The sequence below is a fragment of the Aeromicrobium sp. PFPM2_SD2 genome, from assembly GCF_057364525.1.
In genome coordinates this window covers 1-550 of record NZ_JBNFNZ010000813.1, presented here as the reverse complement: position 1 = coordinate 550, position 550 = coordinate 1, and the positions used below count along the sequence as shown (strand labels likewise).

General features: G+C 76.7%; 1 protein-coding gene. It reads right to left on the bottom strand.

Annotated elements, in window-relative coordinates; all coding sequences use genetic code 11:
- Positions 1-550 (bottom strand): lamin tail domain-containing protein (locus AC2W7G_RS18265; RefSeq protein ID WP_485869682.1); only part of this gene is annotated, 550 nt, incomplete at both ends.

Sequence of the window (550 nt, the reverse complement as noted above, 5' to 3'; positions counted from 1 at the left end):
CGGCCAGGTCGGCGGCGTTGGAGTCGGTGTCGGCGCCCGCGTCGCGCTGCAGCGACAGCGCCACGCCCTGGCCGGTGGCCGGGGCGGTCTCGAACGTGTTGGAGGTGCCGTAGCCCACCAGGTCGAGGACGTCGTCGCGACCCTTCACGTCACCCGTGGGCAGCGTGAGGGCGCTCGTGCCCCGGGCCAGCACGACGGTGCCCGACGAGCCGGAGCTGGCGAACGTCGCACTCTGGTCGGCGGCGGGCAGCTCGGCCCCGGCGGTGCCGGAGTTCGCGCTGCCGCGCACCAGGAAGTAGCCGCCCGGCGCGACCGTGCCGGTGAGCGGCACGACGGTCGTCGCCGCGGCCGTGCCGGTGGCCGACCGGTACTGCAGCGACAGCCCGCCGAGCGGGACCGGCGCGTCGGTGGGGTTGAACAGCTCGACGAAGCGGTGCGTGTAGGCGGCCCCGGCGGCCGGTGCCGTTGACGTACGCCTCGTTGATGACGAGCCGCGAGCCGTCGGGCGCGGCCTGGGACCGGACGGACGGCGCGCCGCCGCGCCGCCGTG